Raw genomic sequence first — 25,879 nt, 5'->3', positions numbered from 1 at the left:
GACCGTGCCACTGGGGCAGGAACGGGTGGGTGGGCGGGAGACACCGCCGCGGTAGCGGCGGGTAGACGGGCGGCGGGCCGGGAGCCGCTAGGTCGGGGGCGGGCCTGGGTGCCGGGGCAGGTACGGGTGGGCGGGTGGGGGAAACCGCGGCGCGGTAGCGGCGGGGAAGCTGTGGAGGGCGCCTACGCCAGGGGATCGTTTTACTTGGTCTTGGCCGGAACCGTCACGCCGCAGATATCCTCCTAACCCTTACGGGGGCGTGTGCCCCGACGTCCTGAACCATTCGATGGGTGCGGAGAATGATCGAGGCAGTCGGCCTGACGAAGCGCTACGGCGCCAAGACAGCCGTGTACAACCTTTCCTTCCAGGTGCGGCCCGGCACCGTGACCGGCTTCCTGGGCCCCAACGGCTCCGGCAAGTCGACGACGATGCGCATGATCCTGGGCCTGGACGCCCCCTCGGCAGGGCAGGTGACGATCGGCGGCTACCCGTACCGCAAGCTGCCGAACGCGCCCCGCCAGGTCGGCGCCCTCCTCGACGCGAAGGCCGTGCACGGCGGCCGGCACGCCCGCAACCACCTGCTCTGCCTCGCGCAGCTGTCCGGCATCCCGGCCCGCCGCGTGGACGAGGTGCTCGGCGTGGTCGGCCTGCAGGAAGTGGCCAGGAAGCGCTCCAAGGGCTTCTCCCTCGGCATGGGCCAGCGCCTCGGCATCGCCGCCGCGCTGCTCGGCGACCCGCAGGTGCTGCTCTTCGACGAGCCGGTCAACGGCCTCGACCCCGAGGGCATCCTCTGGGTGCGCAACCTGATGAAGTCGCTCGCCGCCGAGGGCCGCACGGTCTTCGTCTCCTCGCACCTGATGAGCGAGATGGCGCTGACCGCCGAGCACCTCATCGTCATCGGCCGCGGCCAGCTGCTCGCCGACATGAGCGTCACCGACTTCATCTCGGCGAACTCCGCCGACTTCGCCCGGGTCCGCACCCCGGACACCGATCCGCAGCAGCGCGAGAAGCTGTCCGGCGCGCTCACCGAGGCCGGCGGCCAGGTGCTGCCCGAGCCGGACGGCGCGCTGCGCGTCACGGGCCTGCCGCTGCCCCGCATCAGCGACCTCGCGCACCAGGCGGACGTACGCCTGTGGGAGCTGTCGCCGCACCAGGCCTCCCTGGAGGAGGCGTACATGCGCATGACGCAGGGCGCCGTGGACTACCGCTCGACCGTCGACCAGCGCGCGGGCCTCCAGGAGCAGCTGCCGCCCGGCGCGCAGCCGCAGCCGCACATGCCGGTGCCCGGGCAGGGCCAGCCGGGCTGGTACGCCCCGCCGCCGCCCCAGCAGGGCGGCCAGCCGTTCGCGATGCCGCAGGGCGCGCCCGGCGTACCGCCCGCGCCCGCGGGCACGCAGCCGAACCCGTACGCCGCCCCGCAGGCCCCCGCCTCCCCCGAGATGACCAAGCGCGACAGCGAGGAAGCCCGATGACCACGCCTGAGACTCCGCAGCCGCAGGCGCAGCCCCAGCAGCCCGCACAGCCCCCGGCCCCGCAGCAGGCCCCGGCCGCCCAGGCGCCCGCGCCGCAGGCACCGGCCCCGCAGCCCGTGGCCGTGGCGACCGCCCCGCAGCCGCCGCACGGGGTTCCGCCGCACGGCGCCCCCCTGCCCGGCGCGACGCCGATGGCCCCGGCGCCCGCCGCGCCCGCGCCGCCCTCCGCGTGGCAGCAGGCGATGAACAACGCGTACACCTCGCCGATCCCGATCAAGAGGACCAACCTCGGTCACGCCCTCTCCTCGGAGTGGACGAAGATCAAGTCGGTCCGCTCCACGATGTGGACGCTCGGCGTCTTCCTGCTCCTGGTCATCGGCATCGGCCTGCTCGCGGTCGCGCAGACGGACGACGCCGACTACGTGGACGTGCCGTACACCATCCCGGCGTTCTTCGGCCTCATCCTCGGCCAGATCTGCCTGATCACCCTGGGCGTCCTGGTCACGTCGTCCGAGTACGGCACGGGCATGATCCGCACGACGTTCACCGCGTCGCCGCAGCGGTCCCGCGTGCTCGCGGCGAAGGCCCTGGTCTTCTTCGTGATCGCCTTCGTCGTCTCCGCGGGCTCCATCTTCTTCGTGGGCCTCGTGGCCTCGGGCGCGCACAGCGGCCCGGGGGTCGGCGAGGTCTCGTGGATCGACACGGTCTTCAAGGGCGGTCTGTACGTCTCGCTGCTCGGCGTGCTCGCGCTCGCCGTCGGCTCGATACTGCGTCACTCCGCCGGTGCGATCACCACGATGCTCGGTGTGGTGCTCGTCCCCGCGATCATGCCGGCGTTCCTCGGCATCTGGTCGAGCACCGAGAAGCTGGGCGAGAAGATGGAGGAGTACAACGCCATCAGCTCGCTCGCCGAGATCTTCAAGATCGACTCCAGCCTCGACGGCGGTGGCGGCGGTCAGCTGGTGCTGCTCGTCGTCGTCACGGCGGCCGCCCTGGTCGGCGCCTTCGCCCTGCTGGAGAAGCGCGACGTCTGACCCGCACCCGCGTCACGGCACGGCGCCCCGGCCCTCCCGGCCGGGGCGCCGTGCCGTTTGCGAATACGGCCGGAAGCGCTCAGTACCGCGGCGCGTTCCGCGACCGGCGCTCCTTCACGCCGCGCCGGTCCTTCGCGCCCCAGCAGCCGGTGTGCCAGTGCCGCCGCTCGTCCACGCCCGAGTACGCGGGCCACGCCACCACGTGCGCGAGGCCGGACGGGATCTCCTGGTCACAGCCCGGACAGCGGTACGTCTTGCCCGCCGCGCTCGCGCCCGCCACCCGGCGCACCCGCCAGTCCTCGCCCTGCCAGTCCTCGGTGCGCTCGAAACCGCCGTAACGCCCGGACGGCTCCGCGTCCGGGACCGGTGCGGACTCTCCGGCGCCCTTGGGGCGGTTGCGACGCGGCGACACGGGACACCTCACGGGTTGCACGGGGGGCGGGGCCCGTCCAGCCTACGCGCCGCGGAACCGGGTACGCGTCCCTCACCGGCCCCGGCGGACCCCCCGGCCGGTACGGAGAAAATCTGCCAATCTGCCCGCCAAGCCGTGCCCTTGGCACGTGTCATGCGTTGTTGCCGGTGGGAGGGAGTGCCCCGCGTCGGCGCCAAGGAGGCAGGAAGTTCGATGCGCTTAGGAAGCTTTGTGCTGGCCGCCCAGTTCCCGGGCCAGGGCCATGGGGAGGCGCTGCACCGCGCGGTGCGCTCCGCCGAGGTGGCCGAGGAGGCGGGCCTCGACAGCGTCTGGCTCGCCGAGCACCACTTCGTGCCGTACGGCACGTGTCCGTCCGCGATCACACTCGCGGCCCTGCTGCTCGGCCGGACCCGGCGCCTGCGCGTCGGCACCGCCGTGACCGTGCTGCCCACCGCCCATCCGGTGGCGCTCGGCGAGCAGGCCGCGCTGCTGCACCTCACCACCGGCGGCCGCTTCACGCTCGGCGTGGGGCGCGGCGGCCCCTGGGTCGACCTGGAGGTCTTCGGCTCCGGGATCGAGGCGTACGAGAAGGGGTTCCCGGAATCCCTCGACCTGCTGCTCCGCTGGCTGAGCGGGGAGCCGCGGGTCGGCGGCCCCGGCGGCCGCTTCGACTTCCGTGACGTCGCGGTGGTGCCGCGTCTCCAGCGCGTCGGCACACCGGAACCGCCGCACGCCCCCGAGGTGGTCGTGGCCTGCACCTCGCCGTCGAGCGTCCGTCTCGCCGCGGCCCGCGGTCTGCCGATGCTGCTCGGCATGCACGTGGGCGACGAGGAGAAGGCCGAAATGGTGGCGTTGTGGAACCGGCACGCGCGCGCCGCCGGGCGCACGCCGGACGAGATCGCGGCCGCCGCCCATGTCTCGGCGGGTGTCGTCCAGGTCGCCGACCGCCGCGTGGAGGCGGCCGAGACGCTCACGAAGGCCATGCCCGGCTGGCTGCGCCAGGGCCTGGAGGCCCATGTCACGGTGGACGGCAGGGTCCGCGCCATGCGCGACCCGCTCGCGTACACGGAACTGCTGTGCGCCATCCACCCGGTGGGCACGCCCCAGGTGTGCGTGGACCGCATCACCGCCACCGCGGAGCGCACGGGCATCACGCGCTTCGCGTTCCTCGTGGAGGGCTCAGGCGACCTGACGACAACGGAGGACAACGTCCGCCGCCTGGGCACGGAAGTACTCCCCCAGCTGACCTAGACGACGACGCGCCCCGTCAGGGGCGCGGGGAACTGCGCGCCCAGCCAGATCAAGCCCGCAGCCGAAAGAGGAGCCCAACCCACCAGAGCCCCGGCCGTTCAAGGCGCCCCCGCCAGCGAAAGGCTGCCGCTCCGGTACTGAAACACCTCCCGCGTACGGAGCGGCAGCCAGTCCTTAGCAGTCCCGCAGTTCAGGCGACTGGTTCAGCAGCTGGCCCCGGATGGAAGTGAACTTGGCCAGCCTGTCGTCCGCCGAGGCGTCCAGAGGGAACACCGCCACCCGGTGGCAGTTCTGGAACGCCAGACGTACCCCGAAGTGGCGCTGCAGGGCGCCGCGGATCGCGTCACTCGCGAGCGCGCGCAGCAGCTGTCCGCGCGCCTGCTCGTCCGGCGGCGGCGTCTGGTTGTCGGCGAACTCGCCGCCGTCGACCTTCAGCTGGGCCACCAGGGAGCTGATCATCTCCCATGCGTAAGGCAGGGAGGTCCGGACGCAGTCGACGAAGGCAGCTTCGTCGACCTCGCCTCGCTCGGCCTGTTCCAACAGTGCCGGTGAGACGTCGAGCGACATGGGTTCTCCTCTCGCACCCCCGAGCAGCAGGGGCTTACGGGCAGGGAAGGAGCCCGCATACGCAGCGTGCACGCGTGACGACCTCCTGCTTATACGGTAGGCAACGCCCGTGGAGGGCACCAGGAGATTGGGCGGATAACTGGCCAGGTTCGAACGGGTCCATCGCCGGACAAGTGGTGCGGCCCAGGGGCCGCGCGCGGGCGCGGGGGAGCGCGAATTCGCAGGACCGTCCCGCTGTCGAGTAGCGTTGCCGACCATGCGTCTCGTCATCGCCCGCTGCTCCGTGGACTACGCGGGCCGGCTCACCGCCCACCTCCCGTCGGCCCCCCGCCTGATCCTCGTCAAGGCGGACGGCAGCGTCTCCATCCACGCTGACGACCGGGCCTACAAGCCCCTCAACTGGATGTCGCCGCCGTGCACCCTGAAGGAGGGCTCGGGCGACGAATCCCATCTGTGGACCGTCACGAACAAGGCGGGCGAGAAGCTCATCATCACGATGGAGGAAGTGCTGCACGACTCCACGCACGAGCTGGGCGTGGATCCCGGTCTCATCAAGGACGGCGTGGAAGCACACCTTCAGGAGCTGCTCGCCGATCGGATCGAGACACTCGGCGAGGGCTACTCGCTGATCCGCCGCGAGTACATGACGGCGATCGGGCCCGTCGACATCCTCTGCCGCGACGCCGACGGCGGGACCGTCGCCGTCGAGATCAAGCGCCGCGGCGAGATCGACGGCGTGGAGCAACTCACCCGCTATCTGGAACTGTTGAACCGCGACCCGCACCTCGCGCCGGTCAAGGGCGTCTTCGCCGCCCAGGAGATCAAGCCGCAGGCCCGCGTCCTGGCCACGGACCGGGGCATCAGCTGCACCGTCCTCGACTACGACGCGATGCGCGGCATCGAGGACGACAAGCTGCGGCTCTTCTGACACCCACCGCTGTGGGAGAGGGGGCGGGCCCGGCCGGGCCCGCCCCCTCTCACGTGTGCGCTCAGGCGGTCGACGGGCCCGGCCCGCCGTCGGAGGGCGAGCCGGCGCTGCTGCTCACCGGGGCCGAGGACGTCACCGGGCCGCTCGCCGAGTTCGAGGTATTCGGCGAGGACGGGGCCGTCGGCGGCTGCGACGTGGGCGGCTGGGACGTCGGGGGCTGCGTGGTCGGCGGCCTGGACGTCGGGGGCCGGGACGTCGGCGGGCGGGTGGCGGGCGGCCTGGACGTGGGCGGCTTCGTCGTCGGCGGGTTGGTGGGCTTGTCCGACGGCTTGCCGCTGGGCTTGCCGGAGGGGCTCGCCGTGCCGTCGCCGTCACCGTCGCCGTCGCCGTGCGACGGGCTGCCGCTGCCGCTGGGCGGCGTCGGGTCGTCGGAGGTGCCGGGCACACCGTCCCTGCCGGGGTCGGCGGGACGGTGCGAGGAGCCGTCGGACGGCTTGTCGGCGCCGAGGCCGCCACCGTCGTCGTCCGCGCTCGCGGACTGGTCGGTACGGACCTTGTCGTGCGACCCGCCGTCGTTGTTGTCGGAGGTCGCGCCGAGCGTCACCACCGTGCCGAGCACGGCCACGAGCAGCGCGCCCGCCCCGGCGGCGACCAGGTTGCGGCGCGTGCCGCGCAGGATGGCGCGGCGGGTGGGCGCGGGCCCGCGGACCGGCGCGGGCGGCGGCCCGGCCTGCCGGGTGACCACCGTCTCCGCCTCGTCGGGCGAGGCGGTCGGCACGGGCGGAAGGGGCGGCACGAAGGCGGTGGACACCCCGCCGGGCGGCGAGGCGGACTCCTCGGACCGGGCGTCGGGCACCTCCTCGCCCGCCGCGGTGCGGCCCCCGGGCAGCACCCCGCCGGAGCGGTCGGCGACCAGGGCGAGGGCCCGGCGGCCCGCGATCGTGCCGCGCTTGTCGGCGAGGACGCCGCGCAGGCCGATGGAGGCCTCCAGTTCGGCGCGGGCCCGGTCGAGCCGCCCGCCGCAGAGCGCGAGGATCCCCAACTCGTGGTGGAAGTAGGCCTCTTCGGCCACCTCGCCGGCCGTGCGGGACGCCTCCTGGCCGGCGCGCAGGGCCCGCTCCCAGGCGCCCCAGTGGAGCCCGGCGGCGAAGGCGGGCGCGACGGTGCGGGCGAGCAGCACCGCGGCGGACGGCTCATCGGCGACGGCGACCGGGGTGACGGGCGCCCCGCCGCGGGCCGCGACGAGCGCGGTGAGCGCCGCGAGCACCGCGTCCGCCTCGGCGGCGACGCGCTCGGCGGCGACCGAGGGGTGCCCGGACCACCAGGCGTAGTGCTGGGCGGCGGACTGGGCGTGCGTGGCGGCGTCGTCGGCGTACCCGGCGTTCTCCAGTTGGACGCGCACTCCGGCGGCGAGCCGGTAGTGCCCGCCGACGGGGGTCACGAGGGCGCAGTCGACGAGCTCGGCGAGCGCCGCGTCGGCGTGGGTGTCGCCGACGAGCGCGGGCAGATGAGCCGGGTGCGGCAGCTCCCCGCCGAGCGCGACGGCGAACCGCAGCGCGGCGCGCGCGGACGGGCCGAGCCGGGAGGCGAGCAGGGCGGCGGGCGCGGCGCCGTCGGCGAGCGAGGGCAGCGGCACGTCGTCCCCCGCGCGCAGCCGGTCGCGCTGCCTGAGGAGCGCCCCGGCCTGTACGAAGCGCAGCGGCAGGCCCTCGGACTCGAACCACAGGTCGCCCGCCCAGTCGGCCTCGTCGTCGGTGAGGACGCGACCGACGGCGCGCTCCAGGAGCTCCAGGGCGCCGCCGCGGCCGAGTCCGCCGAGGAAGACCTCTTCGAGGTGCGACTCGGGGGCGGGCGCGGCGACGTCGGGGGTCGCGGCGACGAGGAAGGCGCACTCGGGTGTGGCGTCGAGGAGCTCTTCGAGCGCGGCGCCGCCGAACTCCAGGTCGTCGAGGACGACGACGGCGCCTATCTCGCCGACGAGTTCGGCGAGCAGGGCCCGGTCGGGGCGGTACTGCCGGGTGTCGTGGACGGTGGCGCACAGGTCGTACAGGAGGTCCGTCGGTGTCCGGTGGTAGCCGGAGAGACGGATCACGCCGTCGGGGGCGAGGTCCGCGCAGTCCTCGGCGACGGCGTCGAGCAGCGCGGTGCGCCCGGAGCCCGCGGGCCCGGTCAGGCGCACGGAGCGGCCGCGGGCGAGCAGCCGTACCAGGCGTTCGCGCTCCTCCTGGCGGCCGAGGAGCGGGGTGCGGGGCAGGGCGGGGCCGGTGGGCGCGGGCGGCAGGGCGGCCCGGCGGCGTTCGGCGCGCTCGGCGGCGGTGTACTTGTGGGGGCGCGCGGGCTGCTCGCCGGGCGGGCAGGGTTCTATCTCGCTGCCGTCTATGGGGTTGATCGTGAGCAGGAAGTCGCCGGAGACGAGTCGCACGGCGCGCACGGGTCCGGGTGCGGGCGCGCCGAGGCCGGGTATGCCGGGCCCGTGGGCGCTCGCGGGTCCCGTCGAGGCGTCGGTCTGCGGCGGGCGGTTCTCCGGCGCCGCGCCGTCGTGGGCGTCGGGCGCGTCGGCGTCGTAACCGTCCTGGCCTGCGTAGCCGTCGCGGCCTTCGTGGTCCGCGTAACCGTCGTCGGCACGGCCGTCGTAGTCGTCACGGCCGTCGCGGCCGTACTCCTCCGGTCCCCGGTTCGTCGGGTCCATGGTCCAAGCCCCCCAGATGCGTCGTGTGCGAAGCCCCCTCCGGCCTTGGGCACACCGCGCTGTCGCTGCTGGTCCGGTGCCCCCGTGTGGGTTCGTCAATCGTTCGGGCGGACCGAACCCTAAACCGTCTTCAGTATCTCCACGGAGGGCGGGGTACCGCGCCGCCCGAGACGTCACAGTCTCGTGAGGATTGCGCGTGTGATGCCGTCCCGCACCGCTCGCGCCGCTTGTCCGCGCGGCGTGCGCGGGGTACGCGTCAGACGCGAGGAAGCGATTCGACGCCGATGCCGCCCTCGATGGCGAGGATGCGGTGCAGTCGGGTGGCGACGAGCAGGCGCTGCATCTGCGGTGGCACGTCGCGCAGGACGAGCCTGCGTCCGCACCGCCCGGCGCGCCGGTGCGCGCCCATGATGACGCCGAGCCCCGTGGCGTCCCAGGAGTCGAGTTCGGACAGGTCGAGCACCAGGTCACCGGCTCCGTCGTCGACGGCCGAGTGCAGGACCGTCCGGGCGTCCGCCGCGCTGCGCACGTCGAGGCGTCCCCCGACGACCAGCTGGGCCTGGTCGCCCCTGATGTGCATATGCGCTCCCCAAGAGTGCCGTGTCGTGTGTGACGCCCGTGCCGCGAGGCGTCTGCGTATGTCACAGCAACTGACTGTCACGTGGGTGAGGAAGTTGCCGTCTGTAAGCGAACCGATACCGAAATCACTCCGAGGGGTGACCCTCGGAGTGACAGCACGTCATGGTTCGTGCTCAGTGCTTGTAGAAGCCCTGCCCGCTCTTGCGGCCGATGTCACCGGCGTCAACCATCCGGCGCATCAGCTCGGGGGCGGCGAACTTCTCGTCCTGCGACTCGGTGTAGATGTTGTCGGTGGCGTGCAGCAGGATGTCGACGCCGGTGAGGTCCGCGGTGGCGAGCGGGCCCATGGCGTGGCCGAAGCCGAGCTTGCAGGCGATGTCGATGTCCTCGGCGGTCGCGACGCCCGACTCGTAGAGCTTGGCGGCCTCGACGACGAGGGCGGAGATGAGGCGGGTGGTCACGAAGCCCGCGACGTCGCGGTTGACGACGATGCAGGTCTTGCCGACGGACTCGGCGAACTCGCGGGCGGTGGCCAGGGTTTCGTCGCTGGTCTTGTGGCCGCGGACGAGCTCGCACAGCTGCATCAGGGGCACCGGCGAGAAGAAGTGGGCGCCGACGACCCGCTCGGGCCGCTGCGTGACGGCCGCGATCTTGGTGATCGGGATGGCGGAGGTGTTGGAGGCGAGCACGGTCTCGTCCCGCACGAGCTTGTCGAGCGTGCGGAAGATCTCGTGCTTGACCTCCAGCTTCTCGAAGACGGCCTCGACGACGACGTCCGCGTCGGCGGCGGCGTCCAGGTCGGTGGTGGTCGTGATGCGGGCGAGAGCCGCCTCGGCGTCCGCGGCGTCGAGCTTGCCCTTGCCCACGAACTTCTCGTACGAGGCCTTGATGCCGTCGGTGCCGCGGGTCAGCGCCTCGTCGGTGACGTCGCGCAGGACCACGTCCCAGCCCGCCTGGGCGGAGACCTGGGCGATACCGGACCCCATGAGTCCGGCTCCGATGACGGCGAGCTTTCGTGCCACGTTACGACTCCCCTTGCCTGGCGTATGACGGAGCGCTTACACGCTGTTTACGTTTCGCTCTGCAGCGGACACTAGCGCTCGTGAGCTGCCGTGGGGCGGTGAAGAGACGCACGCCACGTGCCGTTTGACGGACATCACACCGGGGCGGGCGGCGGGCGGGGCCGCAGGGCGTCAGGAGGCCTCGCGGACGGCGTAGTTGAGGACCCGTTCGCCGAGGACCTCCTCCATCTCGTCGATGAGGACGAGTGCCTCGCGGGACACCTCGCCGGGGTCGCGGCCCTGGACCATCTGGGTGCCGATCCAGGCCAGGACGCCGGCGTGCAGCCAGTCGAGCTGGCCCGCGACGAGGTCCGGCAGATGGCCGCCGCCGGGGCCCGCCTCCGCGCGCAGCGTGGTCTCCAGGTCCCGCAGGCTCTCCTGCTGGAAGGCCCAGAGCCGCGAGCGCAGGGCGGGCGAGTCGGTGATGACCCGCATGAAGTCGGCGTAGCCCGCGAAGAGTCCGACGGTGGGCGAGACGCCCTCGACGAGCGTGCGCAGCTCGCGCAGGACGGCGTCGGCCGCGGACTCGCCCGCGCGCCGGCCGCGCACCCAGCGCGAGAGCCGGTCGGCCATGTCCGCGCCCCGGTCGAGGAAGAGGTCCTCCTTGGCCGGGAAGTAGTTGTAGACGGTGTTGACGGAGACGTCCGCCGCCTCCGCGACGTCGGCGACGGTCACGGAGGCGAAGCCGCGCTCCAGGAAGAGCCCGGTCGCGATGTCCGAGATCCGCTGCTTGGTCTGTCGCTTCTTGCGCTCCCTGAGTCCCTCAGCCATGACCTCATCCTAGGCGCCGTTCTGAGGTCCATGAAAAATTGGTGGCATTGCAAAATTTCAGTCACTCTGTTTTTGTAGTCTCCATGGCAATCATCAGTACCGCCGGACTCGCCCGGACCTTCGCCGCCAAGAGCGGCCCCGTCGAGGCCGTGCGCGGCATCGACCTGACCGTGGAGCCCGGCGAGATCCTCGGCTTCCTGGGACCGAACGGCGCGGGCAAGACGACCACCCTGCGGATGCTCACCACGCTCCTGCCGCCCACCGGCGGCGCCGCCACCGTCGCGGGCTGCGACCTGGTGCGGGACCCGGCGGGCGTGCGCGCGCGGATCGGGTACGTCGCCCAGTCCGGCGGCGTCGACCCGCAGGAAACCGTGCGCGACGAGCTGGTCCTCCAGGGGCGGCTCTACCACCTGCCGAAGGCCGAAGCCGCGGCCCGCGCCGTGGAGTTGGCGGCGGACCTGGGCCTGACGGAGCTGCTCGGCCGCGGCACCGCCGCGCTCTCCGGCGGCCAGCGGCGCAGGCTCGACATCGCGCTCGGCCTCGTCCACCGCCCGGCCGTCCTCTTCCTCGACGAGCCGACCACGGGGCTCGACCCGGCCAGCCGCGCCGACCTGTGGGCGCTGGTGCGCAGCCTGCGCGCGGAGCACGGCACCACGGTCTTCCTCACCACGCACTATCTGGACGAGGCCGACGCCCTCGCCGACCGGATCGTCGTCGTGGACAAGGGCGTGGTCGTCGCCGAGGGCACCCCGGCCGCGCTCAAGGAGCGGTACGCGGGGTCGCCCGACGCCACGCTCCAAGACGCGTTCCTCGCCATCACCGGGCGCGGCCCGGCCCCCGTGGACACCGCGCCGGTCGCGGTCTGACGCCGCGCCCACGCGCCCCCTGCGAACCGTCGAACCTTCGAACCCCGGATACCGCCATGCTTCTGCACGACACCGCGCTGCTGTTCAGGCGCTATGCCCGCCAGACCCTGAACTCCCGCTTCCAGATGCTCTTCGGGGTCCTCATGCCCCTGCTGTACCTGCTGTTCTTCGGCCCGCTGCTCACAGATCTGCCGCTGGCCGCGGACGGCGACTCCTGGCAGGTCCTGGTGCCGGGCCTGCTGCTCCAACTCAGCCTGTTCGGCGCCTCGTTCAGCGGCTTCGCGCTCATCCTGGAGAACAGCTGGGGCGTGGTCGAGCGGATGCGCGTGACGCCGGTCAGCAGGCTCGCGCTGCTGCTCGGGCGGCTGCTGCGGGACGCCGCGCTCTTCGTCTTCCAGTCGGTGCTGCTCGTCCTGGCCGCCCTGGCGATGGGGTTGCGGGCGCCGCTCGCCGGAATCCTGATCGGCTTCGCGTTCGTGGCCCTGCTGACCGTCGCGCTCGCCGCCCTGTCGTACGCGCTCGCCCTCAAGGTCCGCACCCCGCAGGAGTTCGGCCCGACGGTCAACGGGCTCGCCATGCCGTCCATGCTGCTCTCCGGCCTGATGCTGCCGATGACCCTCGGCCCCGGCTGGCTGGACGTGCTCTCGCACTTCACGCCGTTCCGCTACCTCGTGGACGCGGTCCGCGACGCGTACGTCGGCGAGTACGCCACCGCGCACATGCTGTACGGCGTCCTGGTCGCCGTCGGCTTCGCCCTCGCCGCCGTGACGGTCGGCACCCGCGTCGTGCGCTCCGCCGGGTCCTAGGGCCCGTCCGGCCCCGCGACCGGCTCACCTACCCTGGCCGCATGGTCAATCTGACGCGCATCTACACCCGTACCGGCGACCAGGGCACCACCGCCCTCGGCGACATGAGCAGGACCGCCAAGACCGACCTGCGGATCTCCGCGTACGCCGACGCGAACGAGGCCAACGCCGCGATCGGCACGGCCATCGCGCTCGGCGGCCTCGGCACGGAGGTCGTGGCGGTCCTCACCCGGGTCCAGAACGACCTCTTCGACGTGGGCGCCGATCTGTGCACCCCCGTCGTCGAGGACCCGAAGTACCCGCCGCTGCGCGTCGAGCAGGCGTACGTCGACAAGCTGGAGGCGGACTGCGACCGCTTCAACGAGGACCTGGAGAAGCTGCGCAGCTTCATCCTGCCGGGCGGTACGCCGGGGGCGGCGCTCCTGCACCAGGCGTGCACGGTGGTGCGGCGGGCCGAGCGCTCCACGTGGGGCGCCCTCGAGGCGCACGGCGAGACGATGAACCCGCTCACCGCCACGTACCTCAACCGCCTCTCCGACCTCCTGTTCATCCTCGCGCGGACGGCCAACAAGGAGGTCGGGGACGTGTTGTGGGTCCCGGGCGGGGAGCGCTGAGGCGTAGCGCAGCCGGTCTCGAACGCCTGCTCAGACCTTCGTGAGCGGGTGCCCCTCCTCGGCCTTCTCCTCCGGGCCCGGGGCCGGCACCCGCTTCGGGAACAGGGTGTAGCTGCCGGCGATGATCAGGTTGATGCCGATCACCCAGAGCATCTTCTGCTGCCACATCCGCAGCGACCCGGTCTCGCCGTCGGCTCCGACGTACCAGATCGCGCCCTGGAGCAGACCCATCGCGATCACCGCGGCGAGCACCCAGCGGGCGGCGAGCTTCCACTCGTGCAGCGCGCGCGGCCACCCGTACTTCGGGGTGACCGGCTTCGGGCCGCCCGCGAAGCGGTGGGCGACGCGGACGTCCACCCACTTGACCGTGTAGTGGCCGAGCGCGACCGAGTAGCCGATGTAGACGGCGGCCAGGCCGTGCTTCCAGTCCGGCTCGGCGCCGTTCTTCAGGTCGATCGCCGTGACCACGAACAGGACGATCTCCAGGAGCGGCTCGCAGAGCAGGACCGCCACGCTCGCGCGGGGCATCCTGGCCCAGTACCGCAGGGCGAGGCCCCCGGCGAGGATCGCCCAGAAGCCCACCTCGCAGACGATGATCAGTGTGACGATCATGGCTCGTTCCTTCCGGCCGTGCTGGTCTTCCCGCTCACCCCTCAAGGCTCCCGGCCGCGCGGCCGCGGATCGTCGTCGCCAGTGACGAAGTGCGGGTGCATCCTTCGATGTACTCGGGCCTCACCCCGCGTAGGGAGGCCGCGGCGCCGTACGCCGTGTTGGATGGAGTCATGCCGCTGCCCCTGACCCGCCCCGACGTCGTCGACGTGCGCATCGCCGTCGGCAGTCTGGTCGGCGGGGTCGTGCTGTGGGCGCTGGGGCTGCACATGCAAATGGGCCGCCCGCTGGGCCATCTGTGGACCCTGCTGCCGCTGCTCGTCATGGCGGGCCTTGTGCTGCTGCGCCGGTCGGCGCCGCAGGCGGCCCTCGCCGTCGGCACCCTGGCGCTGATCGCCGACCAGTTCACGCCGGGCAATCTGGCGACGGTCGTGATGTTCACGGACCTGGTGTACGCGGCCGTCGTGTACGGCACCCCGGCGGCGGCCCGGCGCATCCCGGTCACCACGGGCCTGATCACCGTGGCGATGACGGTCGGCTGCCTGGCGTGGTTCCGGGAGCCGGAGGCCCTCCTCATCGGTGCCGTCACCGCCCTGGTGTCGTTCGCACCCGCGACGACCGGCGTGCTCGTACGCAACCACCGGGAGGCCGCCGAGATGGCCCGCCTGCGCGCCGCGCAGACCGCGCTCCTGGCCGAGATGGACCGCACCCAGGCGGTGACCGCCGAGCGCGCCCGGATGGCCCGCGAGCTGCACGACATGGTCGCCAACCATCTGTCGGCCATCGCCATCCACTCCACGGCCGCGCTCTCCCTCGACGACCCGCGGACCACCCGGGACGCGCTCGGCGTCATCCGGGAGAACAGCGTCGAGGGCCTCGCGGAGATGCGCCGCCTCATCGGCATCCTGCGGGACTCCAGCGGAGACCTGGAGCCCGCGGCCGCGCCCACCCTGGGCGGGCTCGGCTCGCTCGTCGAGAACGCCCGCGTCAACGGCCTGGACGTCGTGCTCGACGACACCCGCGCCCCGGACGACGAGGCCCTGCCCGCGCCGGTCGAGCTGGCCGCGTACCGCATCGTGCAGGAGTCCCTCACCAACGCGCTCAAGCACGCCGCCCCCGGCCGGGTCGCCGTGGCCCTCGGCCAGTGGCCGGGCGCCCTGTGGGTGCGCGTCACGAGCCCGTACGGCGACACGCCGGGCCCCCGCGCGCCCGGCTCGGGCGCCGGGCTCGTCGGCATGCGGGAGCGCGCCGCGCTGCTCGGCGGCACGTTCGCGGCGGGCCCGGAGCCGGACCCGGACACACCCGGGGGCAAGGTGTGGCAGGTGGCCGCCCGGCTGCCCGTGGACCCCGCAGACAAAGAGGTGACCGAATGATCCGTGTCCTCGTCGCCGAGGACCAGTCCGCCGTGCGGGCGGGCCTCGTCCTGATCCTGCGCAGCGCGCCCGACATCGAGGTCGTCGGCGAGGCGGCGGACGGCGAGCAGGCCGTGGCGCTCGCCCGCGAGCTGCGGCCCGACCTCGTCCTGATGGACGTGCAGATGCCGCGCCTGGACGGCGTGTCGGCCACCCGCCAGGTGGTCGCCGAGCAGCTGGCGGACGTGCTCGTCCTGACGACGTTCGATCTGGACGAGTACGTCTTCGGGGCGCTGCGCGCGGGCGCTTCGGGGTTCCTGCTCAAGAACACGGAGGCGAAGGCGCTGCTCGACGCGGTCCGCACGGTGGCGCGCGGCGAGGGTCTGATCGCGCCCGCCGTCACCCGCAGGCTCATCGCCGAGTTCGCGGCCCCGCGCCCGGTGCGCTCCCCGGACGCGCCCGACCTCGCGGTCCTCGACGCCCTGACGCGGCGCGAGCGCGAGGTCCTCTCCTGTCTCGGCGAGGGGATGTCCAACGCGGAGATCGGCCGCCGCCTCGACATGGCGGAGGCCACCGTGAAGACCCATGTGAGCCGGCTGCTCGGCAAGCTGGAGCTGCGCAGCCGGGTGCAGGCGGCCGTGCTCGCCCAGGAGCTGGGGGTCTGATCTCCCTGCGCGCCCGCCCGCGAACGCCGGGCGGGCTTAGGGCGTGTCCGACGGGTCGGCGCGGCGTCGCATCGGACACGCCCTAGCCACCCCAACTACCCCTTTTCGGCCACTGGTTGAACCTCTTGACCGTTGGTCCAGACCTTTCTATTCTCACCGCACTGCGGTGAGCACAGGAGATGTACACGACATCCACACCGTGCTCACGGGCGTCGCAGGGTTCCACCCCACCCCGGAACTCGACCGAGGAGCACACCTTGCGCGTCAGAGACAGGTCACGACACCGGTCACGGCACCGGCTGACAGCGGGGCTCACCACCCTGCTGCTCCCCTTCGCCACCCTGGTCGCCCTCGGCGGATCCGCCCAGGCGGCCCCCTCGGCCGCGCCGAAGGCGGCGGCCGCCGGGGCCACCGCCACGTACCAGAAGACCCAGGACTGGGGCGCCGGCTTCGAGGGCAAGTGGACGATCAAGAACACCGGCACCGCCTCGATCAGCAGCTGGACCGTCGAGTGGGACTTCCCCGCCGGAACCCGTGTCACCTCCGGCTGGGACGCCACCATCACCAACTCCGCCGACCACTGGACCGCCAAGAACCTCGGCTGGAACGGGACGCTCGCCCCCGGCGCCTCGGTCACCTTCGGGTTCAACGGCAGCGGCAGCGGCAACCCCTCGGGCTGCAAGCTGAACGGCGAGAGCTGCGACGGCGGCGGCCAGCCCGGCGACGCCCCGCCCTCGGCCCCCGGCACCCCCACCGCGTCCGCCGTCACCGACACCTCGGTGAAGCTGGACTGGAAGGCCGCCACCGACGACAAGGGCGTCAAGAACTACGACGTCCTGCGCGACGGCACCAAGGTCGCGACGGTCACCGGCACCGCCTACGCCGACTCCGGCCTGACCGCGGGCACCGACTACTCGTACAGCGTCCAGGCCCGTGACACCGCCGACCAGACGGGACCCGTCAGCACCGCGGTGAAGGTGCGCACCACCGGTGGCGGCGGCCCCGGCCCGGACCCCGGTGACAAGGTCAAGCTGGGCTACTTCACCAACTGGGGCATCTACCAGCGCAATTACAACGTCAAGAACATCGTGACGTCCGGCTCCGCCGAGAAGATCACGCACATCAACTACGCCTTCGGTAACGTCCAGGGCGGCAAGTGCACGATCGGCGACGCCTACGCGGACTACGACAAGGCCGTCCCGGCCAACCTGTCGGTGGACGGGGTCGGCGACACCTGGGACCAGCCGCTGCGCGGCAACTTCAACCAGCTCCGCAAGCTCAAGGCCAAGTACCCGCACATCAAGGTGCTCTGGTCGTTCGGCGGCTGGACCTGGTCCGGCGGCTTCACCGACGCCATGAAGAACCCGGCGGCGTTCGCGGACTCCTGCTACAAGCTGGTCGAGGACCCGCGCTGGGCCGACGTCTTCGACGGCATCGACCTGGACTGGGAGTACCCGAACGCGTGCGGCCTGACCTGCGACACCTCGGGTCCCGCCGTGATGAAGAACATGATGCAGGCGTTCCGGGCCAAGTTCGGCGCGAACAACCTGGTCACCGCCGCCATCACCGCCGACGGCTCCGACGGCGGCAAGATCGACGCCGCGGACTACGGCGGCGCCGCGCAGTACACCGACTGGTACAACGTGATGACGTACGACTTCTTCGGCGCCTGGGACGCCAAGGGCCCCACGAACCCGCACTCCCCGCTGACCGACTTCCCGGGCATCCCCAAGCAGGGCTTCAACTCGGCGGCGGCGATCGCCAAGCTGAAGGCCAAGGGCGTCCCGGCGAAGAAGCTGCTGCTCGGCATCGGCTTCTACGGCCGCGGCTGGACCGGCGTCACGCAGAAGGAGCCGGGCGGCACCGCCACCGGCCCCGCCGCGGGCACCTACGAGGCGGGCTTCGAGGACTACAAGGTCCTGAAGAACTCCTGCCCCGCCAACGGCACCGTGGCGGGCACGGCCTACGCCCACTGCGGCACCAACTGGTGGTCGTACGACACCCCGGCGACCATCCGGGCCAAGATGGCCTGGGCCAAGGAGCAGTCCCTCGGCGGCGCCTTCTTCTGGGAGTTCAGCGGCGACACGGCGAGCGGTGAGCTGGTGAACGCCATCCACGAGGGCCTGAAGTAGCCCTCCCCGAACCCGAGGGGCACCCCCCCTCGGCGACCCCGGCCGTGCTCCGCCCCCTGACACGGCCGGGGCCCATGGCGAAGCCGGGGAGGCGGGAACGCCCCCCTCCTCCCCGGCTTCTTCGCGCCCGCCCGTCAGCGGCGGACCTCCGAGCCGTACGGCGATCCGTACTCCTGCTGCTGGTAGGGGCCCGGGTACGTCCCGTACGGCGCGGGCGCGGGCGCGGGTGCCCGGTGGCCGCCGCCGTGCGCGCCGCCGGATCCGCGGCCCGACCGCGAGGGCCACCACGTCGCCCGGCCGAGCATCGCCACCACCGCGGGCACCAGGACGATCGAGAGCACGAGCGACGACAGGCCGATGCCGAGCGCGGTGACGAGGCCGATCTCCTGGGTGGCCGGGGACGGGTTCACGGCGAGGCTCGCGAAGGAGCCCGCGAGGACGACTCCGGCGGTGACGATGGCCGGGGCCGTGTGCCGCACCGCGGCGGCCACCGCCTGCCGGGCCGATCCCGGCCGCCCCATCTCCTCCCGGATGCGGTCGCTGATCAGGATGTTGTAGTCGGTGCCGAGGGCGACGACGAACAGGAACAGCACGAGCGGCAGCGTGAAGGACACGCCCGGCCGGTCGAGCAGGTGCTGGAAGACGAGCACGCCGGACCCGAGCGTCGCCGTGAAGCCGAGCCCGATGGCGAGCATGAGGACCAGCGGCGCAAGCAGGCTGCGCAGCAGGGCCACCAGGATCAGGGCGATCAGCGCGGCGGCCACGGGGAAGACCACCTTGAGGTCCTTCGACACCGCTTCGGAGACGTCCGAGAAGATCGCGGCCTGCCCGGAGACATGGGCCTCGGTGCCGGGCGGCGCCGCCTTGGAGACGACCGGCCGCACCTCGTCGGAGACCACGTCGCGGGCGTGCTGCGACTGCACGTCCATGTCCAGGTAGAAGTCCACCTTGGCGGCCGTGTGCTCCTTGTTGAGCACGGGCGCGGCCACCCGGCCGACGCCCTTGACGGCCTTCAGGTCCTTGGCGAGGCCTTCGAGTCCCGCCCGGTCGATCGTGACCTTCTTCGCCCCGTCGGCCGCGACGTACACGGTGTGCGGGCTGTCCACGCCGCCGGGCAGCGCCTTGGAGATCTCCTTGGCCGTGACCGCCGCGGGCGTGTCGTCGGGGCCCGAGCCGGTGCCGTAGTCCATCTTCATGCCGAGCGCACCGGCGCTCAGCGCCACCAGGAGCCCGATGCTGGCGGCCGCGAAGAGGAACGGGCGCCGGGCGACGCGCTCCCCGAGCCGCGCGCTCATCCCGGGGCGCGGCTCCTTGCGCAGCGACTTCGACGGCCAGAACATCTTGCGCCCGGAGACCGCGAGCAGCGCGGGCATGAAGGTGAGGCTGGCGACGAGCATCACCAGGACGCACACCGCGATGGCCGGGCCGAGCACCTTGAACTGGCCGAAGCTGGCGATGCCCAGGGTGGCGAACGCGGCCACGATGGTGAGCGCGGCGGAAGTGATCGCCGCGCCGACCCGGCCCGCGCACTCCCCCGCGACGTCCCGGGGGCGCGCCGCCGGATCGGCCCGCAGCAGTTCGCGGAAGCGGAACAGCAGGAACAGGAAGTAGTCGATGCCGATGCCCAGGAGCACCACGGTGATCAGGGACGGCGTCGACGGGTCGAGCTTGAAGTCGAACAGCATGGCCGTGCCGACCACCGCGCCGGTCGCGGCGCCTCCGATGATCGTGACCGCGAGCAGCGGCAGGAGCGCGGCGAGCACGCTGCGGAAGGCGAGGACGTTCAGGAGCACGATGAGCCCCAGGGTCAGGATGCCGACCAGCTTCTCGGTGTCCTCCTGGTCCTCCGCCGTGTCGGCGAGGTCCGCGAGGCCGCCGGTGAACCCGCTGCGCAGGTCGGCCCGGCCGAACTCCTTCTCCGCGTGCTCACGGAAGTCCCGGAAGACGTCCTGGAGCGCGGGGTCGTTGCTGTTGCCCTTGAGCGAGACCGAGAGCAGGCGGAACGACTTGTCGGGCGCGTCGGTCATCGGCCGCACGAGCGGCGTCTGGGAGTGGTCCTCCAGCATGAACGACGGCACGTCGTCGGGGTTCTTCATCGTCAGGCGGTGCTTGCCGAGCCCGGTCGCGATCTTGTCGATGCGCGCGCTGTCGGCCGCGGCGAGCTTGCGCCCGTCCTCACGGGCGACGAGCACGGTGACGGCGTTGCCGTCGGGCTTGGCGCCGAACTTGTCCTCCGCGATCCGCAGGGCGGCCGCCGAGTCGTACGACTTCGGCAGGAAGTTTCCGACGTCGGGCTCGGTGACGCTGTACATCTTGGACTGGCCGACGAGGGTCAGCGCGAGACCCAGCACCGTCCACAGCAGGATGAACTTCCAGGCATGGCGCGTCGTGCACGCCGCCAAGGATCTGATCATGGTTCCGGTTCCTCCGGCAGGTGGGTGAAGCCCGGTCCCACCGGGCTCTTCCAGCAGATCACCGGCTCCCCCGCGTCCACCTCGCCCGCTGCGACGAACCCGCCCCGGGACCAGGGCCACGGCCCGCCGCCCGACCAGGACCCTGCTCCTAGCCGCGCGCTCCGCCCCGGGGATGACGCCCGCGCCGATCCCGCAGACTGGAATGGACACACACGTTCCCCCGGCAAGGAGTCAGTACGGCATGCTCGCGCGCAGCCACACGCCACGGCCCGGCCCCCGGAGGCCGAGTCGCCGAGACGTCCAGGTGGCGCTCGCCGCCCTGGTCCTCGACCTCACCGCCTACGCGCTGAACACGGGGGCCGACGGCGAGAGCTGGCACGGGGGGGTCATCGCGCTGCACTTCCTGTTCCCCCTCTGCCTGGTCTGGCACCGGCGTCGGCCCCTCGCCGCCCTCGCCGGCGTGCTCGTCGTCGTGACCGCCGTCGCCTACTTCAGCCCCGGCCCGTACGGCCAGCCCATCTCCCTGCTCACCGCCCTGTTCGCCGTGGCCCTCGAACGGCCGCTGCGGGTGGCGGTGACCGCGGGGGCGCTGACCTTCATCGGGCTCCAGCTGCCCGGCGTCATCGAGGACGAGCGGTGGGTGCGCGCGATCATCGGGGCCGCCGTCGCCGTCGGCATGGCGGTCCTCGCCGGCTGTGCCGCACGCCAGTGGCAGCGACAGCTCGCCGCCCACCGCGAACTCCTCGCCGCGGGCGCGGTCGCCGCCGAGCGCCGCCGCATCGCCCGCGAGCTGCACGACGTCGTCGCCCACCACATCACCGCCATGCAGCTGATGGCGGGCGGCGCGCGGAAGGTGCTCCACCACGACACCGCCCTCGCCCAGGACGCCCTGGAGTCCCTGGAGGACTCCGGCCGCCTCGCGCTCAGCGAGATGCGCCAGCTCCTGGACGTCCTGCGCACCGACGACGACACCGAGGGCCGCCCGGCCGCGCCCCAGCCGGACGTCACCGACCTGCCCCGGGTGGTCGCCGAGTCGCGCCAGGCGGGGGTGGACACCGAGCTGCTCGTCGACGGCGTCCGCCAGGAGCTGGCCCCCACCCTCGGCCTCACCGTGTTCCGGATCGTCCAGGAAGCCCTCACCAACATCCGCAAGCACGCGGGCGGCGCCCGCGCCACGGTGCGCCTCGCCTACGGGCCCGAGCTGCTCACCGTCGAGATCCGCGACGACGGCTCCGGCACCACCACCCCGCGCAAGGGCCGCTCCGGACACGGCCTCGTCGGCATGCGCGAACGCGTCGCCCTGCACGGGGGCTCCCTTGAGACGGGACCCCGGCCCGAGGGTGGCTTCCGGGTCCTTGCGACACTGCCCCTGCCCGCCGCCGAGCAGGCCTCCGCGCCCCACGAGAGAGCGACGATCCGTTGACCGCTTCCGAAAGCCCCCTGACCGTCCTGATCGCCGACGACCAGCCGCTGGTCCGCAGGGGGCTCGCGCTGATCTTCCACGCCGACCCGGGCGTGAGCGTCGTCGGCGAGGCCGGGGACGGCCGCGAGGCCGTGGACCTCGCGCTGCGGCTCCGGCCCGACGTGGTGCTGATGGACATCCGCATGCCCCGCCTCGACGGGGTCGAGGCGACCGCGGCCCTCGCCGCCGAGCTGCCCGACTGCCGGGTCCTGGCCCTGAGCACCTTCGACATGGACGAGTACGTGGTCGGGGCGCTGCGCGCGGGCGCCGCGGGCTTCCTGCCCAAGGACGTGTCGCCCGAGGAGCTGGTGGCCGCGGTCCACACCGTGAGCCGCGGCGAGGCGGCGGTGGCCCCTCGGCTGCTCACCCGGCTCATCTCGGCGTACGTCACCACGCCCGCGCCCCGGGCGGCCACGCCGCGCGTCCGCCCCGACCTCACGTCCCGCGAGACGGACGTCTGGGCGCTCATCGCCCGGGGGTACGACAACACGGAGATAGCCGAGGAGCTGCGGATCAGCCCCTCCACGGTGAAGAACCACGTCACCGCGGTCTTCGCCAAACTGGGCGCCCGCGACCGCGCCCAGGCGGTCATAGCGGCCTACGAATCGGGCCTGATCACAGCGGGCGGCGAGTAGCCCTCAAGAGGCTGGATCTGCCAGCCCGTCCGGCGTTTGAGGACGAGGCGCGGAGCGCCGAAAAGGCGGGGGTCCAAGGCCTACGCCACGTTCACGCGCTGGCCGGGCGGTGCCGCCTCCAGCCAGGCCAGGAAGCCGGTCAGCGCGTCCTCGCTCATCGCGAGCTCAAGGCGCACGCCCCGGTGCAGACAGCCGAGCACCACCGCGTCGGAGAGCAGCGCCAGCTCCTCCTCGCCGTCGGGCGCGCGCCGGTCCACGACCTCGATCGCCGACCGTTCGAGGACGCGCCGCGGCCTGGGTGCGTAGGAGAAGACTCGGAACCACTCGATCCGGTCCCCGTTGTAACGGGCGACCCCGTATCCCCACCCCTTACCCGAGGTGTCGGGGGCCTCTTGGGGATCCGGCGCGTTCCACCGCAGGCTGCAGTCGAAGGTGCCGCCGGAGCGCTGGATGAGTCTGCGGCGCAGGCCGAAGACGAAGAGCCCCAGCAACACCAGCGCGATCAACGCAAGTCCGCACACGAGCAGAACGAGGATCATCGGCACCGACCTCCTCGCCTCACTACAGTCTCAACACGACTTCCCGAAACGGACCGAACTACCGCACCCGAAAAAGCACCCGCATTGCCGCAGCCGCGACCGGGTCCGGAAGGTTCCGGACCCGGCCGCGGCTGAGTCACGTTACGCCGCGCGCTGGGGTCAGCGCGCCGCCACCGCACGCAGTCGGACGTCGGCGCGCCGCTCGGCGGAGGCGTCGGCCTCCGACTTGGCACGCTCGAGCGCCCGCTCCGCACGCTGGACGTCGATCTCGTCGGAGAGCTCGGCGATCTCTGCGAGCAGCGACAGCTTGTTGTCCGCGAACGAGATGAATCCGCCGTGCACCGCGGCGACGACGGTGCCGCCGTCGCTCGTACGAATGGTCACCGGGCCCGACTCCAGCACACCGAGCAGCGGCTGGTGACCGGGCATGACGCCGATGTCGCCGGACGTGGTGCGCGCGACGACCAGGGTGGCCTCGCCGGACCAGACACTACGGTCGGCGGCGACCAGCTCGACATGCAGCTCAGCAGCCAAGGGTGGCTCCTCGGGTCACCACCCGGCGGTTCAGCCGGGTGTTGGGTCAAATTCTAGTCGGCGTGGAGGGAGGGGCGGGACGCGGTCCCCTTTCGGGGGTGCGCCCGCCCCTCCTTCCGCGAGTCACGGGACTCAGGAGACGCCGAGCTCCTTGGCGTTGGCCTTGAGGTCCTCGAGGCCACCGCACATGAAGAACGCCTGCTCGGGGAAGTGGTCGTACTCGCCGTCGCAGATCGCGTTGAACGCGGTGATCGACTCGTCCAGCGGGACGTCCGAACCGTCGACGCCGGTGAACTGCTTGGCGACGTGCGTGTTCTGCGACAGGAAGCGCTCCACACGACGGGCGCGGGAGACGACCAGCTTGTCCTCTTCGCCGAGCTCGTCGATGCCGAGGATCGCGATGATGTCCTGGAGGTCCTTGTACTTCTGCAGGATGTTCTTGACCCGCATGGCGGTGTCGTAGTGGTCCTGCGCGATGTACCGCGGGTCCAGGATGCGGGACGTGGAGTCCAGCGGGTCCACGGCCGGGTAGATGCCCTTCTCCGAGATCGGACGGGAGAGCACCGTCGTCGCGTCGAGGTGGGCGAAGGTGGTGGCCGGGGCCGGGTCGGTCAGGTCGTCCGCGGGGACGTAGATCGCCTGCATCGAGGTGATCGAGTGACCACGGGTCGACGTGATGCGCTCCTGGAGGAGACCCATCTCGTCGGCCAGGTTCGGCTGGTAACCCACGGCGGACGGCATGCGGCCGAGCAGGGTCGAGACCTCGGAACCGGCCTGGGTGAAGCGGAAGATGTTGTCGATGAAGAACAGCACGTCCTGCTTCTGCACATCGCGGAAGTACTCCGCCATGGTCAGACCGGCGAGGGCCACGCGCAGACGGGTGCCCGGGGGCTCGTCCATCTGGCCGAAGACAAGGGCGGTCTTGTCGATGACGCCCGAGTCCGACATCTCCTCGATGAGGTCGTTGCCCTCACGGGTGCGCTCGCCGACACCGGCGAACACGGAGACACCGTCGTGGTTGTTGGCGACGCGGTAGATCATCTCCTGGATGAGCACCGTCTTGCCGACACCGGCACCACCGAACAGACCGATCTTTCCACCCTTGACGTACGGGGTGAGGAGGTCGATGACCTTGACGCCGGTCTCGAACATCTCGGTCTTCGACTCGAGCTCGTCGAAGTTCGGGGCCTTGCGGTGGATGGACCAGCGGTCACCCGTGTACTGCTCGTCGACGTTCAGCACCTCGCCGAGGGTGTTGAACACCTTGCCCTTGGTGAAGTCGCCGACCGGGACGGTGAGGCCGTCGCCGGTGTCGATGACCGCGGCCTGGCGGACCAGACCGTCGGTGGGCTGCATGGAGATGGCGCGGACGAGACCGTCACCGAGGTGCTGGGCGACCTCGAGCGTCAGGGTCTTCTTCTCGCCGTCCTTGGCCGGGTCGGCCACCTCGACGTGAAGCGCGTTGTAGATCTCCGGCATCGCGTCGACGGGGAACTCCACGTCGACGACCGGGCCGATGACCCGGGCGACGCGGCCCGTGGCAGCGGCCGTCTCAACAGTGGTCGTCATTACTTGTCACTCCCCGCGGTCGCGTCGGCCAGGGCGCTCGCGCCACCGACGATCTCGCTGATTTCCTGGGTGATTTCGGCCTGGCGGGCCGCGTTGGCAAGCCGGGACAGATTGTTGATCAGGTCCCCGGCGTTGTCGGTGGCCGACTTCATCGCGCGGCGCGTGGCGGCGTGCTTGGAGGCAGCCGACTGCAGCAGCGCGTTGTAGATGCGGCTCTCGACGTAGCGCGGAAGGAGGGCGTCGAGGACGTCCTCCGCCGACGGCTCGAAGTCGTACAGCGGAAGGATCTCGCTCTTCGCGTTCGACTCCTCCGCCACCTCTTCGAGGCTGAGCGGCAGCAGGCGGCTGTCGATGGCCGTCTGCGTCATCATCGAGACGAACTCGGTGTAGACGATGTGGAGCTCGTCCACGCCGCCCTCGGCCGTGTCCTTCTCGATGGCCTCGATCAGCGGGGCCGCGACCGTCTTGGCGTCCGCGTACTCGGGCTGGTCGGTGAAGCCGGTCCACTGCTTCGCGATCTTGCGCTCGCGGAAGTTGTAGTGGGCCACACCACGGCGGCCGACGATGAACGTGTCGACCTCCTTGCCCTCGGCCTCAAGGCGCGCGGTCAGCTGCTCCGCGGCCTTGATGGAGTTGGAGTTGAAGGCGCCGGCCAGACCGCGGTCGCTGGTCAGGAGCAGCACGGCGGCACGTGTCGCCGTCTCCGCCTCCGTCGTCAGCGGGTGCTTGGTGTTCGAACCGGTACCGACAGCCGTGACCGCGCGGGTGAGCTCGGTCGCGTACGGCGTGGAGGCCGCCACCTTGCGCTGCGCCTTGACGACGCGCGAGGCGGCGATCATCTCCATCGCCTTGGTGATCTTCTTGGTCGCCGTGACGGATTTGATGCGACGCTTGTAGACCCGGAGCTGGGCTCCCATG

The 25,879-nt window shown here is 72.1% G+C and carries 24 protein-coding genes; 12 read left to right on the top strand and 12 right to left on the bottom strand.

Going from position 1 to position 25,879, the window contains the following annotated elements:
- Window positions 1-299: 299 nt before the first annotated feature.
- Together CP982_RS28575 and CP982_RS28570 are read left to right on the top strand one after the other, a co-directional pair.
- Window positions 300-1,472 (top strand): ABC transporter ATP-binding protein, encoded by a 1,173-nt coding sequence (locus CP982_RS28575; protein ID WP_150513092.1) that lies wholly within the window; start codon window positions 300-302, stop codon window positions 1,470-1,472.
- Between the two features lie 191 nt (window positions 1,473-1,663).
- Window positions 1,664-2,506, top strand: coding sequence for an ABC-2 transporter permease (locus CP982_RS28570; RefSeq protein WP_372503526.1), 843 nt, complete (start codon window positions 1,664-1,666; stop codon window positions 2,504-2,506).
- A 79-nt stretch (window positions 2,507-2,585) separates the two neighbouring features.
- Here CP982_RS28570 and CP982_RS28565 read toward each other — a convergent pair whose 3' ends face one another.
- Window positions 2,586-2,918, bottom strand: coding sequence for an ATP/GTP-binding protein (locus CP982_RS28565; RefSeq protein ID WP_150513091.1), 333 nt, complete (start codon window positions 2,916-2,918; stop codon window positions 2,586-2,588).
- Between the two features lie 213 nt (window positions 2,919-3,131).
- Here CP982_RS28565 and CP982_RS28560 point away from each other — a divergent pair, with 213 nt between their 5' ends.
- The gene (locus tag CP982_RS28560; protein WP_150513090.1) at window positions 3,132-4,169 is read left to right on the top strand and encodes an LLM class flavin-dependent oxidoreductase; all 1,038 of its coding nucleotides are present in this window, start codon (window positions 3,132-3,134) and stop codon (window positions 4,167-4,169) included.
- Window positions 4,170-4,343: 174 nt separating this feature from the next.
- On the opposite strand, the gene CP982_RS28555 is transcribed toward CP982_RS28560, so the two are convergent.
- Window positions 4,344-4,736 carry an SCO5389 family protein gene (locus CP982_RS28555; protein WP_030685118.1) on the bottom strand — a complete coding sequence of 131 codons (393 nt, stop codon included), beginning with the start codon at window positions 4,734-4,736 and terminating at the stop codon, window positions 4,344-4,346.
- Window positions 4,737-4,992: 256 nt separating this feature from the next.
- Here CP982_RS28555 and nucS point away from each other — a divergent pair, with 256 nt between their 5' ends.
- A complete protein-coding gene (gene nucS, locus CP982_RS28550) occupies window positions 4,993-5,664 on the top strand; it encodes an endonuclease NucS (protein ID WP_030685122.1) in 672 nt (223 codons plus the stop codon).
- 61 nt (window positions 5,665-5,725) lie between these two features.
- On the opposite strand, the gene CP982_RS28545 is transcribed toward nucS, so the two are convergent.
- The 4 genes from CP982_RS28545 to CP982_RS28530 form a co-directional block, all read right to left on the bottom strand.
- Window positions 5,726-8,353, bottom strand: a complete 2,628-nt coding sequence (locus CP982_RS28545; RefSeq protein ID WP_229878479.1) for an ATP-binding protein — start codon at window positions 8,351-8,353, stop codon at window positions 5,726-5,728.
- A gap of 256 nt (window positions 8,354-8,609) precedes the next feature.
- The gene (locus CP982_RS28540) at window positions 8,610-8,933 is read right to left on the bottom strand and encodes an STAS domain-containing protein (protein WP_016643271.1); all 324 of its coding nucleotides are present in this window, start codon (window positions 8,931-8,933) and stop codon (window positions 8,610-8,612) included.
- A gap of 172 nt (window positions 8,934-9,105) precedes the next feature.
- Entirely contained in the window at window positions 9,106-9,954 is an 849-nt protein-coding gene (locus CP982_RS28535) for a 3-hydroxyacyl-CoA dehydrogenase family protein (RefSeq protein ID WP_150513089.1), read from the bottom strand.
- A 171-nt stretch (window positions 9,955-10,125) separates the two neighbouring features.
- Window positions 10,126-10,764, bottom strand: a complete 639-nt coding sequence (locus CP982_RS28530) for a TetR/AcrR family transcriptional regulator (protein ID WP_150513088.1) — start codon at window positions 10,762-10,764, stop codon at window positions 10,126-10,128.
- A gap of 83 nt (window positions 10,765-10,847) precedes the next feature.
- On the opposite strand from CP982_RS28530, the gene CP982_RS28525 reads away from it, so the two are divergent.
- Genes CP982_RS28525 through CP982_RS28515 form a run of 3 tightly spaced genes read left to right on the top strand, consistent with a single transcriptional unit; the run spans window position 10,848 to window position 13,050 of the window.
- Entirely contained in the window at window positions 10,848-11,630 is a 783-nt protein-coding gene (locus CP982_RS28525) for an ABC transporter ATP-binding protein (RefSeq protein WP_150513087.1), read from the top strand.
- A gap of 56 nt (window positions 11,631-11,686) precedes the next feature.
- On the top strand, window positions 11,687-12,436 hold the full coding sequence (locus CP982_RS28520; RefSeq protein ID WP_150513086.1) for an ABC transporter permease: 750 nt from the start codon (window positions 11,687-11,689) through the stop codon (window positions 12,434-12,436).
- 41 nt (window positions 12,437-12,477) lie between these two features.
- Window positions 12,478-13,050 (top strand): cob(I)yrinic acid a,c-diamide adenosyltransferase, encoded by a 573-nt coding sequence (locus CP982_RS28515; RefSeq protein ID WP_150513085.1) that lies wholly within the window; start codon window positions 12,478-12,480, stop codon window positions 13,048-13,050.
- A 30-nt stretch (window positions 13,051-13,080) separates the two neighbouring features.
- On the opposite strand, the gene CP982_RS28510 is transcribed toward CP982_RS28515, so the two are convergent.
- On the bottom strand, window positions 13,081-13,662 hold the full coding sequence (locus CP982_RS28510; RefSeq protein WP_150513084.1) for a hypothetical protein: 582 nt from the start codon (window positions 13,660-13,662) through the stop codon (window positions 13,081-13,083).
- Between the two features lie 170 nt (window positions 13,663-13,832).
- Here CP982_RS28510 and CP982_RS28505 point away from each other — a divergent pair, with 170 nt between their 5' ends.
- The 3 genes from CP982_RS28505 to CP982_RS28495 all read left to right on the top strand — a co-directional run bounded on the left by CP982_RS28505 (window position 13,833) and on the right by CP982_RS28495 (window position 17,808).
- A complete protein-coding gene (locus CP982_RS28505) occupies window positions 13,833-15,032 on the top strand; it encodes a sensor histidine kinase (RefSeq protein WP_150513083.1) in 1,200 nt (399 codons plus the stop codon).
- The gene (locus CP982_RS28500; protein WP_150513082.1) at window positions 15,029-15,676 is read left to right on the top strand and encodes a response regulator; all 648 of its coding nucleotides are present in this window, start codon (window positions 15,029-15,031) and stop codon (window positions 15,674-15,676) included. The genes CP982_RS28505 and CP982_RS28500 overlap by 4 nt, the downstream gene beginning before the upstream one ends.
- Before the next feature lie 179 nt (window positions 15,677-15,855).
- Complete coding sequence (locus tag CP982_RS28495) at window positions 15,856-17,808, top strand: glycoside hydrolase family 18 chitinase (RefSeq protein ID WP_150513081.1); 1,953 nt, start codon at window positions 15,856-15,858, stop codon at window positions 17,806-17,808.
- A gap of 134 nt (window positions 17,809-17,942) precedes the next feature.
- Here the strand turns inward: CP982_RS28495 and CP982_RS28490 are convergent, their stop codons facing one another.
- Window positions 17,943-20,222 carry an MMPL family transporter gene (locus CP982_RS28490; RefSeq protein WP_150513080.1) on the bottom strand — a complete coding sequence of 760 codons (2,280 nt, stop codon included), beginning with the start codon at window positions 20,220-20,222 and terminating at the stop codon, window positions 17,943-17,945.
- 241 nt (window positions 20,223-20,463) lie between these two features.
- Here CP982_RS28490 and CP982_RS28485 point away from each other — a divergent pair, with 241 nt between their 5' ends.
- Window positions 20,464-21,645, top strand: a complete 1,182-nt coding sequence (locus CP982_RS28485) for a sensor histidine kinase (RefSeq protein WP_229878482.1) — start codon at window positions 20,464-20,466, stop codon at window positions 21,643-21,645.
- Window positions 21,642-22,319, top strand: coding sequence for a response regulator (locus CP982_RS28480; protein WP_150513078.1), 678 nt, complete (start codon window positions 21,642-21,644; stop codon window positions 22,317-22,319). The genes CP982_RS28485 and CP982_RS28480 overlap by 4 nt, the downstream gene beginning before the upstream one ends.
- Window positions 22,320-22,399: 80 nt before the next feature.
- Here CP982_RS28480 and CP982_RS28475 read toward each other — a convergent pair whose 3' ends face one another.
- The 4 genes from CP982_RS28475 to CP982_RS28460 form a co-directional block, all read right to left on the bottom strand.
- Window positions 22,400-22,858 (bottom strand): DUF2550 domain-containing protein, encoded by a 459-nt coding sequence (locus CP982_RS28475; RefSeq protein ID WP_150513077.1) that lies wholly within the window; start codon window positions 22,856-22,858, stop codon window positions 22,400-22,402.
- Between the two features lie 159 nt (window positions 22,859-23,017).
- Window positions 23,018-23,392, bottom strand: a complete 375-nt coding sequence (locus CP982_RS28470) for a F0F1 ATP synthase subunit epsilon (protein ID WP_016643256.1) — start codon at window positions 23,390-23,392, stop codon at window positions 23,018-23,020.
- Between the two features lie 132 nt (window positions 23,393-23,524).
- Window positions 23,525-24,961: a F0F1 ATP synthase subunit beta gene (gene atpD / locus CP982_RS28465; RefSeq protein ID WP_150513076.1), complete on the bottom strand. Its 1,437-nt coding sequence runs from the start codon at window positions 24,959-24,961 to the stop codon at window positions 23,525-23,527.
- Window positions 24,961-25,878, bottom strand: a complete 918-nt coding sequence (locus CP982_RS28460) for a F0F1 ATP synthase subunit gamma (protein ID WP_150513075.1) — start codon at window positions 25,876-25,878, stop codon at window positions 24,961-24,963. Before CP982_RS28460 ends, atpD begins: the two co-directional genes overlap by 1 nt.
- Window position 25,879 lies beyond the last annotated feature (1 nt).

It is taken from the genome of Streptomyces spectabilis (assembly GCF_008704795.1).
GTDB lineage: Bacteria > Actinomycetota > Actinomycetes > Streptomycetales > Streptomycetaceae > Streptomyces > Streptomyces spectabilis.
This window is presented reverse-complemented; position numbering and strand designations above follow the sequence as displayed.